Source organism: Amycolatopsis kentuckyensis (assembly GCF_041679295.1).
Lineage (GTDB): Bacteria > Actinomycetota > Actinomycetes > Mycobacteriales > Pseudonocardiaceae > Amycolatopsis > Amycolatopsis kentuckyensis_A.
Genome location: NZ_JBGDMD010000002.1, coordinates 206406 through 219972, shown reverse-complemented (window position 1 = coordinate 219972; position 13567 = coordinate 206406). Strand labels below are relative to the sequence as shown.

General features: G+C 68.7%; 13 protein-coding genes and 1 tRNA gene. 3 read left to right on the top strand and 11 right to left on the bottom strand.

The features are described from left to right. Window positions 1–9: 9 nt before the first annotated feature. The 4 genes from ACERZO_RS06895 to ACERZO_RS06880 all read right to left on the bottom strand — a co-directional run bounded on the left by ACERZO_RS06895 (window position 10) and on the right by ACERZO_RS06880 (window position 3911). Window positions 10–840 (bottom strand): dioxygenase family protein, encoded by an 831-nt coding sequence (locus ACERZO_RS06895; protein WP_372663409.1) that lies wholly within the window; start codon window positions 838–840, stop codon window positions 10–12. Between the two features lie 79 nt (window positions 841–919). Beyond that, window positions 920–1801 (bottom strand): helix-turn-helix transcriptional regulator, encoded by an 882-nt coding sequence (locus ACERZO_RS06890; RefSeq protein ID WP_372663407.1) that lies wholly within the window; start codon window positions 1799–1801, stop codon window positions 920–922. Between the two features lie 130 nt (window positions 1802–1931). Beyond that, the gene (locus tag ACERZO_RS06885) at window positions 1932–3098 is read right to left on the bottom strand and encodes a thioester domain-containing protein (RefSeq protein ID WP_372663405.1); all 1167 of its coding nucleotides are present in this window, start codon (window positions 3096–3098) and stop codon (window positions 1932–1934) included. 201 nt (window positions 3099–3299) lie between these two features. Then, complete coding sequence (locus ACERZO_RS06880; RefSeq protein WP_372663403.1) at window positions 3300–3911, bottom strand: TetR/AcrR family transcriptional regulator; 612 nt, start codon at window positions 3909–3911, stop codon at window positions 3300–3302. 62 nt (window positions 3912–3973) lie between these two features. Between ACERZO_RS06880 and ACERZO_RS06875 the strand changes: the two genes are divergently transcribed. Beyond that, window positions 3974–5176, top strand: a complete 1203-nt coding sequence (locus tag ACERZO_RS06875) for a cytochrome P450 (protein ID WP_372663401.1) — start codon at window positions 3974–3976, stop codon at window positions 5174–5176. Between the two features lie 7 nt (window positions 5177–5183). Here ACERZO_RS06875 and ACERZO_RS06870 read toward each other — a convergent pair whose 3' ends face one another. The 3 genes from ACERZO_RS06870 to ACERZO_RS06860 form a co-directional block, all read right to left on the bottom strand. Next, window positions 5184–5630, bottom strand: coding sequence for a peroxiredoxin family protein (locus ACERZO_RS06870; protein ID WP_372663399.1), 447 nt, complete (start codon window positions 5628–5630; stop codon window positions 5184–5186). 31 nt (window positions 5631–5661) lie between these two features. Further along, a complete protein-coding gene (locus ACERZO_RS06865) occupies window positions 5662–6198 on the bottom strand; it encodes an RNA polymerase sigma factor (RefSeq protein ID WP_372663397.1) in 537 nt (178 codons plus the stop codon). Between the two features lie 61 nt (window positions 6199–6259). Beyond that, window positions 6260–7003 carry a PIG-L deacetylase family protein gene (locus ACERZO_RS06860; RefSeq protein ID WP_372663395.1) on the bottom strand — a complete coding sequence of 248 codons (744 nt, stop codon included), beginning with the start codon at window positions 7001–7003 and terminating at the stop codon, window positions 6260–6262. A 58-nt stretch (window positions 7004–7061) separates the two neighbouring features. Here ACERZO_RS06860 and ACERZO_RS06855 point away from each other — a divergent pair, with 58 nt between their 5' ends. Continuing rightward, window positions 7062–7919, top strand: coding sequence for an SDR family NAD(P)-dependent oxidoreductase (locus ACERZO_RS06855; RefSeq protein ID WP_372663393.1), 858 nt, complete (start codon window positions 7062–7064; stop codon window positions 7917–7919). Between the two features lie 10 nt (window positions 7920–7929). Beyond that, on the top strand, window positions 7930–8418 hold the full coding sequence (locus tag ACERZO_RS06850; protein WP_372663391.1) for a MerR family transcriptional regulator: 489 nt from the start codon (window positions 7930–7932) through the stop codon (window positions 8416–8418). A gap of 286 nt (window positions 8419–8704) precedes the next feature. Here ACERZO_RS06850 and ACERZO_RS06845 read toward each other — a convergent pair. The 4 genes from ACERZO_RS06845 to ACERZO_RS06830 form a co-directional block, all read right to left on the bottom strand. Then, window positions 8705–8781, bottom strand: a tRNA-Leu gene (locus ACERZO_RS06845). 45 nt (window positions 8782–8826) lie between these two features. Further along, entirely contained in the window at window positions 8827–9519 is a 693-nt protein-coding gene (locus ACERZO_RS06840) for a hypothetical protein (RefSeq protein WP_372663388.1), read from the bottom strand. 27 nt (window positions 9520–9546) lie between these two features. Next, on the bottom strand, window positions 9547–10920 hold the full coding sequence (locus ACERZO_RS06835) for an FHA domain-containing protein (protein WP_372663386.1): 1374 nt from the start codon (window positions 10918–10920) through the stop codon (window positions 9547–9549). Next, complete coding sequence (locus ACERZO_RS06830; RefSeq protein ID WP_372663384.1) at window positions 10920–13439, bottom strand: DUF4407 domain-containing protein; 2520 nt, start codon at window positions 13437–13439, stop codon at window positions 10920–10922. Before ACERZO_RS06830 ends, ACERZO_RS06835 begins: the two co-directional genes overlap by 1 nt. Window positions 13440–13567 lie beyond the last annotated feature (128 nt).

Here is a 13567-nt window from a genome sequence, read left to right as displayed (position 1 = left end):
CTCAGCGGGTCACTCCGCCCGCCACAGCGCGGGGACGGCCGGGGGTTCCCAGCCCGGCTGGGCGGTGTGCCCCTGCAAGCACACGTAGCCCCGGCCGCCGTAGGTGACCCGGGCACCGGCCGCGTAGCTGGTGCCCACCGCCCAGGTGGTGCCCCCGGGCGGCGTGGAGGTCGGTGGGGTCGACGTCGGCGGGGTCGACGTCGACGTCGGCGTCTGCGGGACGTTCAGCACGAAGTCGAAGGCGCCTTCCTTCGCGGAGCCGTTGTCCCGCACGGTCATCAGCAGCCGCGCGTCGAAGATCGTGTCGGTGTTGTTGCGCGGCTCGTTCGGGAAGTAGAGCTGGGTGGTCAGGATCGGCCGGCCGGGCGCCTGGACCTTGACGTGGATGTGCCGGGTGCGGCCGGGGTAGAGGCCGGGCACGATCGTCGAGAGCCGGAACGCGCCCTGGGCGTCGGTGTACTGGTGGCCGCGGAAGGTGTAGCCGGTGTTGTCGTACGCGCCGTTGACGTCGGCCTGCCAGAAGTCCAGCAGCACGCGGCCGATCGGCAGGCAGGCGCGTCCGAAGACGTAGCCCGACACAGTGAGGCGCGTGCCCGGGGTACCGGGCGTCACCAGGTCGGTCCGTTCCGGCGAGTTCGGCTTGAAGTACGGGCCTTCGGTCTGCTCGATCGTCGGCTCGTCGCCGTCGTGGCACGCCGGCGTCAGCTCGGGGACCTGGCCGCCGGCGACGGTGGTGCGGGCGAGCGCGGGACCGCCGATCAGCGCGACCGGCGCGGCGACGCCCGCCGCCAGCGCCGCGCGCAGCACCGTCTTGCGGCTGAGCTTGCTGTCTTCGTCCATGCCTGCTCCTCGTGGGGGCGTCGGGGGATCCCCTCGAACGTAGGCAGCGCACCGGGCACGCGACGATGGACTGGACCGGTCAGTCGTGGTGATTTCCCGCGTCCCGCCGGAAGTCGCCCGGGCTCAGCCCGGTTTCGCGGCGGAAGAACCGGCAGAAGTAGGCCGGGTCGGCGAACCCGACGCGGCTCGCGACCTGCCGCACGGTGAGGTCCGTGCGGAGCAGGAACCGTTGCGCCTCCCGGGTCCGCGCCTCGCGCAGGAGCTGCGCGGCGGTCCGGCCGGTCGCGGCCTTCACGGCCTCGGTGAGGTGCCCGGGGGTGACGCCGATGCGTTCGGCGTGCGCCGACACCGACCAGAGCCCGAGGTCGGGGCGGCCGGCGAGCCGGGTGAACTCCGCGGCGATCGCCTTGGCGGGCGCGGGCGGCGGCGTCCCCAGCAGCCGCCCGGCGCGCGCGACCAGGACGTGCAGCAGCGCCCGCAGCACGGACTCTTCGCCGTGGCGGTGTTCCTCCACCAGATCGGCGATCAGCCGCGTGACGACGGCGTCGGCGTGCTCGTCCAGCCGCGGCCACGGCTGTTCGCTCAGCCGCCGCAGCAGGTCGCGGTCGGCCGGGTGGTCGAGGAGGAAGTCGTCGGTGAACACGACGACGTGGCCGGTCAGCCCGCGCGCGCCGGCCCACTGGTGCACCTGCCCGGGCGCGATGACGCCCAGGTGCGGCGGCCGCAGCGGGCGGCGCGCGAGGTCGACGACGTGCGCGCCGGTGCCGCCGGTGACGTGGACGAGCTCGTGGAAGGTGTGCCGGTGCGGGAACTCCGCGCGCGACAGCGGCCCGATCTCGTCGAACGTGCCGACGGCGAACGGCGGCGCGTGCGGGGCCGGCACCTCCAGCCGGTGCATCGGGAGTTCCCCCGCCCGCGGCGGCGGGCAGGGCGTCCCGGGCGGAACGGTCGTCCCACGCATGCCGAAAAGTCTAGACCAATTACCAGGCGATTCGCCCGGTTTGCCCCGATGATCGCAATCCGATGGTCGGTATCCGGACACGAAAACGGGGCCGGTCCACAGTGGACCGGCCCCGTCTTCCAGTCAGTGCTTACGCGCGGCTGCGCCGGCGGTTCACCAGCAGCATCAGCGCGCCGCCGCCGAGCAGCAGGCCGCCCACGGTGAACGGAACCGCGGCGTCGACACCGGTGTTGGCCAGGTCGCCGCCACCGCCGTTCGAGCCGGCCGGGGTGCTCGGCGCGGTGGTCGCCGGAGCGCCGGCCTCGGTCCAGCTGGCGGCCGCGTTCGCGGTCACCTCGGTCTTCTCCGAGTCGGCGACGATCAGCGACTGCGCCGGCGTGCGGTCGTAGTTCTCGGCGACGAACAGGCGGCCGGTGTCCAGCTCGCCGGTGGCCTTGAGCGTGAAGCCGCCCTTGCCCGGCTTGGTGCCCGCCGGGACGTCGACGTACAGCTTGCTGCCGTCCTTGACGTCGGAGTTCTTCAGCTCCTTGCCGTCGGCGTCGGTGATCTTGACGCCCTCGGGCAGCTGGCTGGTCAGCGAGGTGATGTCCCCGCTGGTGGCGACGCTGAACGGGCCGATCTTGCCGCCGGCCGCGCCTTCGGTCTTGTCCGCGGCGATGTTCAGGGTCGGCTTCGGCTGCTCACCGATGCCCTTGTTCTGGTCACCGGTGAAGTAGGCGTAGAGCGCGGCGACGTCGGCGTTGGCGCCGGCGTCCTTCTCCTCGGCCAGCGGCTTGGTGGCGTCCAGGTTCACGCCGTCGCTGAAGTGCCACACGGCGGCCTGCGTCGCGGCGATGGCCTCGCGCTCGGAGATGCCGTCGTGGGTCTCGACGCCGGCCTTCTTCAGCGCCTTGCCCAGCGCGTCCAGGCCGACGCCCGGGTAGCCGTTGTGGAGCACCCAGTTGATCTTGGCGTTGTTCTCGTTGAACGACGTCTTCGGCTTGGTGGGGTACTTGCTCCACGGCCGCTCGACCATGTCGACGTCGGTGCGCAGGCCGACGGTGATCTGCACGCAGTAGAGCTTCAGCGTGCTGCCGTTGGACAGCTTCATCTCGAAGAGTTCGGCGATGTAGTCGCCGCCCCGCCCGAGGTTGAGCCGGTAGCCGACGGTGCCCTCGGCGTGCCCCTTGTCGTCCGCGACGACGCGGCCGCGAGCGGCACCATCGTCGGCGAGGGCGGCCGGCGAGCTGATCATGACGGCGGCGGCCGCGGCGAGAGCCGCGATCCCGCCGCGCACGAGAGTGGACCTGACCTGCATAAATCTCCTATCCGAGCCCGAACCACGACGTAAGCAGCCATCCACCCCCGCAGGCGGCCACTGATTCGGGTGAGTGATCACCCGGTCAAGCGAGACCGGAGCCTACACGGACCTCACAAGTGCTACTCAGGGTGTCCCTGTTATCTCGAATGGGTCAGAAACCCGAAGAAAACGACGCGTGGGAAAGTTGCAGGCCACGATTCATGTGACGACGGGCCGCAATCCCGAAGCCATCCTCCCGATGACCGCCGCATACTCCGATTTGAGCCGCGACTTGTCCGAATCGGCCGCTTCGGCCAGCGCCATCCCGGCCGTGCCGAGCATGCCGAACACCAGCCGGGTCGTGGTCTCGAGCGGCTGGTCGTCGATGTCGCCGCCCTCGACCAGGGCCTTGATCAGCTGCTCGACGAGCCCGTAGGCGTACTGCTCCTCGGCCGCCTGCCAGCGCACCCAGCCGAGGGCGAGCGGCGCTTCCTGCCAGACGAGCTTGCCGTACACGGGGTCGCAGCAGCGGTCGAGGAAGGCGTCGAGGGCCGCGAACGCCGCCGACCACGGGTCGTCCGCGCGCGCCGCCGCGTTCGCGGACAGTTCCATCGCGCCGGTCTCGAGCTCTTCGAAAACCGCCTCGAACAACGCGGTCTTGTTGGCGAAGTGGTGGTAGATCGCGCCGCGCGTGGCCTGGATGTCGGCGGCGATGTCTTCCAACGCCGTGCCGGCGAAACCGTCTTCGGCGAACCGGCGGGTGGCCGCGGCCAGCAGGGCGGCCCGGGTGGCCTCGGAGTACTGCTCCCGCCGGCTCTTGACAGTCGACATGCGCAAAGCATAGGACATACACTGTGTATGTCACCGACACGGTGTAGGTACGGGGGTAGGCCATGACGAACACCGACGAGCTCCTCTTCAACCCGTTCGCGCCCGGGTACTTCGAGAACCCGTACGAGCAGTACAAGCTGCTGCGCGACGAAGACCCGGTGCAGGACCACCCGCTGGGGTTCTGGTTCGTCTCGCGCTACGAAGACGTCTCGGCGCTGCTGCGCGCGGGGTTGTCCGTGGACATCGCCAACCTGGCGGAATCCCCGTTCGAGTTCTTCGCCGCCGACGAGGACGCGGGCGCGCTCAACCGGTCGATGCTCGACCGCGACCCGCCCGACCACACGCGCCTGCGGTCCCTGGTGACGAAGGTGTTCACCCGCCGCGCGATCGCCGCGCTGGAGCCGAAGATCGTCGGCCTGGTGGACGCGGCGCTGGATCGGATGGCCGAAAGGGGGACGTGCGACCTGGTCGAGGAGCTGGCCTTCCCGCTCCCGTTCGCGGTGATCTCCGAAATGCTGGGCATGCCCCCGACCGACCATTCCCGCATCCGCGAGCTGAGCGGCACGCTGGTCCGGTCCCTGGAGATCGTCGCCGACGAGGAAACGGCCCGCGCGATCGCGGCGGCGGACGCGGAGCTGACCGCCATCACGCGCGAGGTGATCGCCTGGAAGCGCGCCAACCCGGCGGAAGACCTGCTGACGGCGCTGATCGCGGCGGAGCACGACGGCCACGTCCTGGACGGCGACGAGCTGGTGGCCCAGGTGGTGCTGCTGTACGTGGCGGGCCACGAGACGACGGTCAACCTGATCGCGAACGGCGTCAACGCCTTGCTGCGCAACCCTTCCCAGCTGGAGTTGCTGCGTTCACAGCCGGATCTGGCGGCGAACGCGGTGGAGGAGTTCCTGCGCTACGACTCCCCCGTCCAGCAGACCCGCCGGATCACGACGGCGCCGCACACGGTGGCGGGCCGCGAAATCCCGGCGGGCACGTTCGTGCTGGCGTGCTTGGGATCGGCCAACCGCGACGAGCGGTTCTTCGGCCCGGACGCTTCGGAGTTGCGCTTGGACCGGCCGGAAGCGCGTCACCAGGTTTCGTTCGGCGCGGGCCCGCACCACTGCCTGGGCGCGGCGTTGGCGCGCCTGGAGGGTCAGGTCGCGGTGAGCCGTCTGGTGCAGCGGTTCCCGAAGCTGGGCTTCGCGGGCGAACTGGAGTGGAACGGCCGCATCAACCTGCGCGGGCCGGCGAAGTTCCCGGTCCACGTCTGACCGGCGGTCAGGCCGGCGCGTGAAGCGCGGCGATGGCCGCGATGATGCCCTTCTTGTCGTAGCTGTTCGTAGGCAAAGTGGCGCCGTGCGCGTGCCGAATCACGCCTTGCGCGTCGATCAAAACACTCCCCGACTGCTGCATCGACCCGAAGACCTTCCGGCTCAGGCCGATCATCTCGTGCGGGCTGTCGCGGCGGCCGGTGAGCACGGGAAACGGGATTCCGCGCTTCGCTTTCCACGCGGCCGCTGTCTCCCGGTCCTCGGGAACCGCGATCAGGACCCGGACGCCGATGGCGCTGCCGACGAGGTCCTGGACGTGCCGGTTGCAGATCGGGCACGACGTCGACCGCATGAAGTAGAGCAGCACGGCACCCTGGCGGTCGGGGATGCGGACGTCCTGCCCGGCCGTGTCTTCCAGCACCATCGTGGGCGCCGTCGATCCGGTTTCGAACATGGGGGAACTTCCCTTCGAGCTGGGGAGGTGGTCAGGCAGGTGGGTGCGAGGCCAGGCTCAGCCGGAGCGTGGTCCGCGCCCGGTGCAGGTGGGACTTCATCGCCGGGGTGCTCAGGCCGAGCGCGTCGGCGACCGCCCGTCCCGGGTAACCCAGCACGTCCCGCATGATCAGCACGCGGCGCGTGACCTCGGGCAAGGCCCGGATCAGCTCCGCGACCCGTTCGGCTTCCAGGCGCTTGAGGACCTCGTCTTCGGCCGACGCCGCGAGGTCGACGCCGGCCGCGCCGTCGTGGTCGAGCGCGCGCCGGACGCGGCGCAGGCATTCGTTCCGGACGATGCGGAACATCCACGACGCCAGCGCCGCCGAGGCCCGCAAGGTGCCGATCTTGCGGTAGAGGACGATCAGCGCCTCCTGCGCCGCGTCCTCGGCGTCCTGCGGCGACGCGCAGAGGTGCTCGGCGAACCGGCGCACGTGCGGGTGCGCGTCCTGCACCACCGCGGTGAGCGACTCCAGGTCGCCGTCCTGCGCGGCCTTGATGAGCTGCTCACTCGCCCAGCCTCGACCCACGTTGCTGCTCCCTCCCGGCGTTGCTGTCACCCCATAAGAGACGCCGGCAGCGCGAAAGGATTCAGAGTTCCGGCGGCGCCTGCAGATCGTGGGCGCGGAACAGGACGGCGTGCTCGACGCCCATGGCCTTGCCGCTCATCGCGGTGAACTGCGGGATGAAGTCAGCGGGAGCGGGGTGGTCCGGGAGCGCCGCCAGGTACGCGGCGTGCGCCTCGAGCGAAGCGACCCCGCGACGCAGCGGCTCACCGGTGACGTCGACGCCGTGGGTCGCGTCCGTCATGCCCGGGGTGAGGTACCAACGCGCGGAGTGCGGTTCGAGGCCCTCGTCGTCGATCTGCTCGGGGAAGACCCACCGGTTGCCGGCATCGCGGATCGCGTCGAGCGTCGCGAGCCCGGCCGCGCGGTGATCGGCCTGGTCGAAACCGTAGGGCGTCTCGACGTCGAACGCGCTGCCGAACACGGCGTCCGGCTTGAACCGCCGGATTTCCCGGCAGATGTCCCGGCGCAGGTCGAGTCCGTAGACGAGCACCCCGTCCGGATGCTCGAGGACGGTGAGGTGCTCGACGCCGACGGCATCACAGGCGGCCCGCTGCTCGGCGACGCGCAGGCGAGCGGTCTCCTCGGGCGGGTTCGGCATGCCGGCCTCGCCGCGGGTGAGCAGCAGATAGCCGACCTCGACCCTACGCGCGGTCCACCGGGCGACGGCCGCGGAGGCGCCGTACTCCATGTCGTCGGGGTGCGCGACCACGCAGAGGACGCGTCGGAAGGACTCCTCGGGAAGGGCAGGCAGCGTCATGCCGGCCATCCTCCCGCATCGAAGCGGGCTTGCGTTCGAGCGCGCTCGAAGCCATAGCGTCGCCGCCATGACACAGACCTGGATCATCACCGGCGCGACCCGCGGCTTCGGCCGCGCACTGGCGGAGTCGGCACTTGCGGCCGGCGACAACGTCGTGACCGCGGTACGCCGGCCCGAAACCGTGTTCGACCTGGAGGCCGAGTACCCGGACCGCTGCCTGGTCGTGAAGTTCGACGTCCGCGACACCACCGCGGCCGCGGACCTGGTGAAGGACACCATCGACCACTTCGGACAGCTCGACATCCTGGTGAACAACGCGGGCCGCGCGGTGGTCGGCGCCGTCGAGGAGGTCAGTGACACGCAACTGCGTGAGCTGATGGACCTGCACCTGTTCGGCCCGGCCGCCCTCGTCCGCGCCGCGCTGCCCGGGATGCGCGAACGCGGGTCCGGGACGATCGTGCAGATGAGCAGCCAGGGCGGGCGGCAGTCGTTCCCCGGCGTGGCCGCCTATTCGGCGTCGAAGTTCGCCCTCGAAGGCTGGTCGGAGTCCCTCGCCGCGGAGGTCGCGCGGTTCGGGATCCGCGTGGTGCTCGTGGAGCCGAGCCGGTTCCGGACCGGGTTCAACGGCGCCGAGGTGCTGGAGTTCGCGGAGCCGTCCGAGACCTACCGCGACGTGCTTTCCGCCGTCCGCGCCGACATGGCCGGCGCCGACGGCGCCCAGGAAGGCGACCCGGCGCGGGCCGCGGACATCATCGTCGGTCTGGTCCACGGCGCCGACGTGCCGCTGCGGCTGCCGCTGGGCGGCGAGGCCGTCGAGCGGCTCACCCGGGCCTACCGGCGCGACCTCGAAGGCGTCGAGCGGTGGGCCGAGACCGCCCGCAGCGCCGACTTCGCCGACGCCCCGCCGTCAGCCCGGCCGATCTAGGCTGACCGGCATGGCCACGGACGAACTGATGGCCCGGGCACTGGCGATGCTCGGCGACGACGAGCTGCCGGTCGAGGCGATCCACCGGCTCACCGACGCCACCGCGGCGGACGGGCCGATGACGATCGCCGAGCTCGCCGACATGCTCGACCTCTCCCCGCACACCCTGCGCTACTACGAACGAGCCGGACTGGTCGAAGTCGGCCGCGACAGCAACGGACACCGCGTGTACGACGCGGCAGCGGTCCGGCGCCTGATCTTCCTGACCCGGATGCGGCTGTCGGGGATGCCGATGCGCGACCTGCAGCACTACATAGCGCTCGTCGACGCCGGCGACGACACGGTGCCCGAGCGCCTCGACCTGCTCATCGAGCACCGCGACACCATCCGGCGCCGAATCCGGGAGCTGACCCTCTCCCTCGCGGCGACGGAGTACAAGATCGCCACCTACGGCGGCGCGACCGGGCCGGACGTGACGGTGGGGCCGGAGCAGTCCTGAGCCGCCTGGTGGTCCTGTATCCCGAGCCCGCCGATCCCGACCACTTCCGCGACTACTCCGACGTGACAGCGCCCCAGGGAGAGGCGCCGTACTTCGCGATCTTCGGAGCCGAGTTCACCGACACTGCGGCAATGAGCGCGGCAAGGGAGCCTCCGCAAGGCGGGCGGGTGAGCGCCGACGTCGCCAACTAAGCCACGGGCGGCGCGATCGTCATCCACTATCCGGTGCAGGACGGAATCGTCTGAGCCGGGACCCAGCCCCACGGTAGTGATCGGCGCGCCCCAGTTGGTGCCCCCGACGGGACTCGAACCCGCACTCGATCGATTTTAAGTCGACTGCCTCTGCCGATTGGGCTACGGGGGCACCGCACATCCTAAGCGATCAGCCCCGACGCAGGGCCGCCGCCGGCTATGTGTGCCGGCAAGCGTCGTGGCGCAGGCCGCTGGCGTGTCCCCTCAACAGAATTCCGCGCTTGACCAGCCATGGTCCGACCGACTTCACGTCGAGACCGATGATGTTCGCGATCTCGCGCTGCACCTGGTTGACCTGGCTCTCCGTGACACTGGGGTCGCACTGTACGACCTCGCCAGCGGACAGCGGCTGAGGCCGGTCGCCGGACGGTACCGCCCGCGGAATATATTCTTGGAACCGCAGGCGGGCAATAACCCAGGCCCTGGTGTCGCGGGCGAAGAAGGCAAGCAAGTCACTCTCCCGCCTGATCTCGGCGGGCTTGTGCGTGCTGATCTCCTCGAGCACCGCGTCGGCGTCGCTGTCTGCCGCGGTCACGACCACGGTCAAGCCGACTCGGTGCGGCCCGCCGACGCCGAGTTCGCAGTAAGGCGGCACAATTTCGAAAGAAAGCGCCGGGCCGATCCAGTACTGCCGACCGGTTTCGGTGAGTATCGGGAGGTCGTGGTCGTGCGACCGGTTCTTCACGGACCAGACTCCCTTGTTGTCGAACAAGAGAGCCGCGTTCTTCGTGCGGCTGACCGACGGATCGGTAGTGCCTCCAGTCACAAACATCCGGTCCAGCACCAACTCCCGGCCCGGCTCCAGTTCGACCGCGGATGTAGCGCCACACTGCACCAGAAGATTCGCCATCGTCTCTCCTTGATCAGCACAAATATTTCAGGGAAGCAAAAGCGGCACTGAATTCGGCGAACGCGTCGCGTCACTCGTGAGCAGCAACTTCGGTTTCCTCCTGCCCACCTCGACCACGAGAGCCGCCGGCCCGGCGATCTCCCGGCCTGCGGTTTCGGCGCGATCGACCGCGAGCGCAACCAGTTTTTCCGCAGCCCGCTGCGGTTCCAGTCCACGCAGCTCTCCGAGGAGTCTGCTCAACTCCGCGGCTTCGAAGCTCTCAACAAGGCCACCGGTGACGAGAACGAAACGCCAGCCGACGATCGCCGGCTCCTGCCAGGTCCCGATCTTCGCGGTTCCGGCCCGGCCCATGGGCCGTCCCTTCTCCAGCCCATCAGTCAGTGATCGGACCTCGACGCCGTCGTCAACGTATGCGCATCCGTCACCGACGTGGACGCCGGCCACCCGGTTTCCCCGGTGCTCGGGGAGCAGTTGGAACCCGTCGAACATGGCCACGACGTCCGCGTGCCCGCGATCCATGCCACTGCGCGCGCGAATGGCCGCCTCCATGGCCGGCACCAGGTGCACCAGGGGCAACGTAGGCGAAGCACCGCGCGCGATGGTGATGGCGATTTCCGCGGCCACCATCTCCTTTCGGCCTACGCCGGCACTCCCCGCCAGGGCGACGAAGTCATCGCCGATGCAATGGTCCTCGAAGGGCCCGATTCCCTCGGCCCTGTACGCCGCGGCCCCCGCGATCAACTTGAAGTCCCGTGCCGGTGGGTCTGGTGTGGTCAGCAGGAGTTCGACATCCTCGCTTGCCGCGATCACGTCCCCGGACGTCAGCGCGACCGGATCACCGGAAGTGATCCGGGTTCCGTTGACAAAAGTGCCGTTCGGCGCGCCCTCGTCGCGGATGTACCAGTGCCCCTCCAGGTACAGCAGGGTGAAATGGTTCCGGCTCACCGTTGCGGCAGACAGGACGATGTCGCGATCGGAGCCACGTCCGAAAGTCATCCGGCGACTGGTCAGCAACACATCGAGGTTCTCACCACGGATGGCCCTGATCGACGCCGTGGGCGGTGGCTCCTCCGGCACCTCCGAGTCTTCGAAGTCCGCCGAGCTGTTCGAAGAGGCCGTCGGTCGCGCATAGACCTCGGTCGCGTCGTCCACCGGAGCGGGGACCGCAGGTGGCGCGACCGCAGATTCCGGTCCCGGCTCGCGCCGGTCCGGGTGCTCGGCCGGTCCGCTACTCGAATCGGTCCGCTTCAACCGTTCGAGCTCCTCGGCGACCAGGGCTCGCACCACGGGTCGCAGCCGTGTCAGCAACCGCCGCTGTTTTCTCTCGAACCTGGTCATGAAGATTCCCATCAATACTGCGGCGACCACGACCACCGACAGAATCAGGACCGTCGTCAGCATCAGCTCCGCCTTCCGGAGACAAAGGTGTTCTCGTGGTCGGCCGAGGCGGCCGGATCCTTGTCCGGTGTGGCGCGTTCGATGTGCTCCGGCACCGGAAAAACGTCCTTGCCGACTTTCTCGTGCACCAGGTCCGGGGCAGTCTCCTGGAGGGTCTCGACCACCGTGCGCAACGCCCGCAACGCCGACTCGTGCACCGGAAGCGCGTTGGTGTCGACACGATCCGAAGGTGTGAGGGAGAGCCATCGGCTGACCAGGTTGGAGAGATCCTTGAGGCCTCGCGCGTCCCAACCTTCGACCTGTCCGCAGTACGCCTCGAGCGACACCGGTTCCGTACTGGTCAGCAGCGCGATGAATGCGTCCTTTTCGGATCGTTGGAGCCTGCCCTGGTCGTCCAGCAAGCCTTCCCGCCAAGCTTCGACGTAGAGCGGAGCAAACCCCGTGATCATCTTGTAGAGGACGGCACCCAGTGCGCGCAGATCGCAGCGCGGCGACTTCCAGTTCTTGTCGCCGTTCTCGCGGGCGACCACCTGCTCGGGTGGTGCGTACCACAAGGTGTACCCGTGCGTGCGATCCGAGTCGTCTTCGTACTGTGCGTTGCTCGCCTGGGACAGTCCCCAGTCGATGATGCAAGCTTCACCCGTATCGTGGAAGACGATGTTGGACGGCTTGATGTCGAAGTGCACCCGGTTGCTGTTCTGGTGGTCGAACGCCGCCTTCAGGCCGAGCAGGACCTGTTCGGTGATGGTGATGGCCGCGCTCAGGGTCAACTGCTGCCCCGAGTCCCGGATGAGCTGGTGCAGGGTGCCGCTCGCATAGTAAGGCGTGACGACGAAGTAGCCGAACTTCGGGTCCATCCCGGCATCGGTCACGACCGTGACGTGCCGGCTGATCTCTTCCCCGATGGGAAATGACACCAACTCGCGAATTTCGTCCCGGTGCACCACCGGCTGATCGGGCATGAGCACTCGTTTCACCACGAACCTACTCGGCATGAGCGACGTGTCACGAACATCACGGGCCAGGTACGGCCCATTCCCTTTTTCCGAGCCGCCGGCCGCCTTGAGTTCTTTTCCGAGTCGCCAGCGCTGGTTCACGACCAAGGCCGTCTCCGCGCCCTGGGCTGGGCGCCGTTCGGTCGCCGGACCGGAGTCCTCGGAATCATCGCCTTCCTCGGATCCGGGGGCGGCACGGTCGAGACGATCGGCCAAGAAACCCGGGTCGTCGAGGGGATCGAGTTTCTCCTCACGGATGGTGTTCACGTGCCGGGCGATTTCTCGGCGGAGATCCAGATCTGTCTTCCGGCGGGCCGCGTCATCGGCCAGCAGATACCTCTGGTCGAGCAGGAGCAGATCATGACTGCCTTTCCTGCTCAGCGTCTTCCTGTTCAGCTCCGCTTGCTGTTCGGCTTCGGCCTCGGCATCGGTTCGCCGGACCAAAAGGTGGCTGTCGCGGATTACCGCATCCATCTGGACGTGCTTGCGGAGGTTGCGCTCGTAAGGGGTTTTCGGCGACATGATCTTCAAGAGGATCGGCGCGATGTCGACGAGCATGACGAGCCCGCGGGCCACCCACTGGGTGTCGCGCACGGACGACTGAGCGTCGGCCACCTCGGCGAGTGCCCGTTCCCGATCGGCCAAACCAGGTGGCGCGTCGAGTTGCGCCAGCCGCCGGTCCAGTTCGGTCTTACGATCCTTGTCGGCGCCTTCTTTTTCCTTATCGTAAGCGTCTTGGGCCGTCTTCTTCTCTTTTATGGCATCGTCGAGGATCTTCTGTTTCTGCTCCAGGTCCAAGCGTCGCTCCGAGGTGCGTCGCCCCTGCCCGGCATGCTTGGTGCCCCCGCCGCCGCCCTCTTCCGCATCCAGCGCGGCGTTGGCGGCGCCCACGTCCCGAGTTGCCGATTCGACGGCCGTTTTGGCACGTTCGAGCCGCTCGCCCTGCGACGCGTAGCGCAATGCGTACTCAGGCGCCTTATTGACTTCTTCGGTTATCTGCGCGCGACGACCCGGTTTCCGATCGCTGATCCACGTCGTGATCTCAGTGTCGAAGATCAACATCACGATCGGCTCCGAGATCGAAAGACCGATCAGGGCCGCGATGGCCAGCCGGGTCGCGACGAGCGTCATGCCGCGCACATAGGACAACACCCGCTGCCAAGCGTCCCGGGTCCCCGTCTCGTCCAGCCGGTAGTCGACGGAGCTGACCACCCAGCGGTCGAGGTTGAATACGAACAGGCCCCACAACAGGCCGAACAAGAGAAAGACCGGATTGAACGCGCCGGCCGCCAGCGAAAGCGCGATGGGCATCGAAACCGTGGAAAACGCGGCGGTCAGGCAGACCGCGAACCCCATGACCGCGTACCGGCTGCGGTCACTCGGCAGCAGCTCTCCCGAGCCCGCTTCGGCAATACTTTCCGCAGGGTTCACCCCGGCGATCCGGCTGAACAAATGCCTGCGCACACCGAGTGTCCGGGCACGCAGCCAAAGGCTGCGTTTCGTTGCGGGTGGCACGGTGGCAGACAAGAGCAGGTCCTCCGGTTCGCGGTCAGCGAAGTAGTCGGCGACCGCGAGCCAAATGTTTCACCCGGTTCGGCGCGACCTCCTTTGCACGACCGCCCATCTGGCGCAACCCCAGCACTAGAACGCTTTTC

Bases quoted from the DNA above. Each gene is read 5' to 3' on its own strand.
- ACERZO_RS06890 (WP_372663407.1), bottom strand. From the start codon at position 1,801: ATGCGTGGGACGACCGTTCCGCCCGGGACGCCCTGCCCGCCGCCGCGG.
- ACERZO_RS06835 (WP_372663386.1), bottom strand. From the start codon at position 10,920: ATGCTGACGACGGTCCTGATTCTGTCGGTGGTCGTGGTCGCCGCAGTA.
- ACERZO_RS06850 (WP_372663391.1), top strand. From the start codon at position 7,930: ATGGCCACGGACGAACTGATGGCCCGGGCACTGGCGATGCTCGGCGAC.
- ACERZO_RS06885 (WP_372663405.1), bottom strand. From the start codon at position 3,098: ATGCAGGTCAGGTCCACTCTCGTGCGCGGCGGGATCGCGGCTCTCGCC.
- ACERZO_RS06840 (WP_372663388.1), bottom strand. From the start codon at position 9,519: ATGGCGAATCTTCTGGTGCAGTGTGGCGCTACATCCGCGGTCGAACTG.
- ACERZO_RS06860 (WP_372663395.1), bottom strand. From the start codon at position 7,003: ATGGCCGGCATGACGCTGCCTGCCCTTCCCGAGGAGTCCTTCCGACGC.
- ACERZO_RS06880 (WP_372663403.1), bottom strand. From the start codon at position 3,911: ATGTCGACTGTCAAGAGCCGGCGGGAGCAGTACTCCGAGGCCACCCGG.
- ACERZO_RS06895 (WP_372663409.1), bottom strand. From the start codon at position 840: ATGGACGAAGACAGCAAGCTCAGCCGCAAGACGGTGCTGCGCGCGGCG.
- ACERZO_RS06855 (WP_372663393.1), top strand. From the start codon at position 7,062: ATGACACAGACCTGGATCATCACCGGCGCGACCCGCGGCTTCGGCCGC.
- ACERZO_RS06875 (WP_372663401.1), top strand. From the start codon at position 3,974: ATGACGAACACCGACGAGCTCCTCTTCAACCCGTTCGCGCCCGGGTAC.
- ACERZO_RS06870 (WP_372663399.1), bottom strand. From the start codon at position 5,630: ATGTTCGAAACCGGATCGACGGCGCCCACGATGGTGCTGGAAGACACG.